The sequence below is a fragment of the Paenibacillus terrae genome, from assembly GCF_000943545.1.
GTDB classification, from domain to species: domain Bacteria; phylum Bacillota; class Bacilli; order Paenibacillales; family Paenibacillaceae; genus Paenibacillus; species Paenibacillus terrae_A.
Window position 1 is genome coordinate 1 of the sequence record NZ_JTHP01000158.1, and the last position, 1,913, is coordinate 1,913.

Here is a 1,913-nt window from a genome sequence, read left to right on the forward strand (position 1 = left end):
AATCGGGTAGGAGGCTACCCATTAGTTGAGTAGCCGACCTCCCACACCACCGTACGTACCGTTCGGTATACGGCGGTTCCTAAGTTTACGTTTTGACTTGTCGGTAATAATCCGAAAAGGTTAAGAATCCGTGGTCTTTAAGGATACTGTTTCTGAGGGATTTCGAGAGGATGGGGCTATTGGATATTCTCCAGTAGCCTTTTCTTGTGTTGGCATATTCCCATGCTTGTTGGGCTCGGATTCCAAGTCTTTGCAACATCGCATACCTTGTCCTCACTCGCTTCCACTGTTTCCAGTAAATCATGCGTATTCGCCTTCTCATCCACTCATCCGTCTTTTGCAGCAGCTTCTTCATATCCGCGATCTTGAAGTAGTTTATCCATCCCTTGATGTATCTTCGAAGCCTGCTTGCCCGTTCCTCATTCCCCGTTCCATTGCTTCTCGCCGTGAGCTCTTTTATTCGAGTTCTCATCTTGGCTACCGATTTAGGGGGGATTCGGATTCTCGTTTCCCCTTGTTGCTGATAAAAGGCGAAGCCCAGGAATTTAACCCTCTTCACATCATCCACCACTGTTTTCTCTCGATTCACTTTCAAGAACAGCTTCTTTTCGATGTACGGTAGAATCCTTTCCAAGGTTCGTTCTGCACTTCTTCTACTTTTGCAGAAGATCAGCAGGTCGTCCGCGTAGCGCACGAATCGGTGTCCACGTCGCTCCAGTTCCTTGTCCAATTCGTTCAACATGACATTGCTGAGTAACGGACTCAGGTTGCCTCCTTGGGGGACCCCGATTTCCGTTTCTTCGAAGCGGTGTTGAACCACAACGCCGGCTTTCAGATATTTGTGGATGAGCGAGATGACTCGACCGTCTTTTATCGTTCTCGATAATATCTCGATTAGTTTGCTTGGGTTGACCGTATCAAAATATTTCTCAAGATCCATATCCACCACATATTTATATCCTTGTGTGACATTGCTTTGACTTCTCCGAATCGCATCCTTGGCGCTCCGCTGGGGTCGGAACCCGAAACTGTTGTCCGAGAATTGATCTTCGTACATCGGTGTGAGCACTTGCGCGATGGCTTGTTGAACGACCCGATCCACCACAGTTGGGATTCCCAGATTCCTTTTCTTTCCGTCTTCTTTCGGTATTTCTACCCTTCGAACGGGATTCGGACGGTATTTACCGTCCAGAATGGATTGCCGGAGTGTCGCTCCGCTCTCTTTGAGATAGCCTAGAAGTTCATCTATTTTCATCCCGTCGATCCCGTGAGAGCCTTTGTTCGCTTTCACTCGCTTGTATGCTTCATTCAGGTTGTGTCTGCTCACGATCTGCTCCAGCAGTCCATTTTCCGACTCGTTTGCGTTGATGCTGTCCGTTTCAGTTATCCTTGCAGGAATGTGCACTCCCGCATATCCTTTGTGTTCCGCACTATCTTTCTGCGTGAAGCCTTCCTTTGGAAGTTGGCTGCCCTTTGCTCCTGTTTTGGTAACTTTCATTGACCTACACCTCCTTAGGTTCAGCCCTTCCCTCAGTTTTTTTTTTTCTTGAACCAAGGTACTATGGCGTCTGCTGACTTCTCATGATAAATCTTGTTTCAACCGTGATTTGAAGTCCATCTCTTCACGTCCATGAGACCTCCCACGGTAAGACGCGCAACTTTCATCCCATGTACCCGCCGCATTTACATCCTCGTGTCTGGACAGTTTATTGGATTTTGCCTTGTTTTGCAGGCTTATCCCACTTTGGATGCCTGATGCGGTTCGTGTTCCTCAGGTCGGAATTTTGCCGCCAGCTTCCTTCAGATTCCGCCTCACGGCGGACACCCTTGCTCTTGGCTAATGGTTGGCAACTGTCAGCCCCCATAGCGGACTTTCACCGCCTAGTTACGCGCCATGCATGGCGCACAAAAAA

At 48.5% G+C, this 1,913-nt stretch carries 2 protein-coding genes; both read right to left on the reverse strand.

Annotated elements, in window-relative coordinates:
* Positions 1-85: 85 nt before the first annotated feature.
* The gene (gene ltrA, locus QD47_RS29360) at positions 86-1,498 is read right to left on the reverse strand and encodes a group II intron reverse transcriptase/maturase (protein ID WP_044649450.1); all 1,413 of its coding nucleotides are present in this window, start codon (positions 1,496-1,498) and stop codon (positions 86-88) included.
* Positions 1,499-1,706: 208 nt separating this feature from the next.
* Complete coding sequence (locus QD47_RS32810) at positions 1,707-1,865, reverse strand: hypothetical protein (RefSeq protein ID WP_200893550.1); 159 nt, start codon at positions 1,863-1,865, stop codon at positions 1,707-1,709.
* Positions 1,866-1,913: the final 48 nt, after the last annotated feature.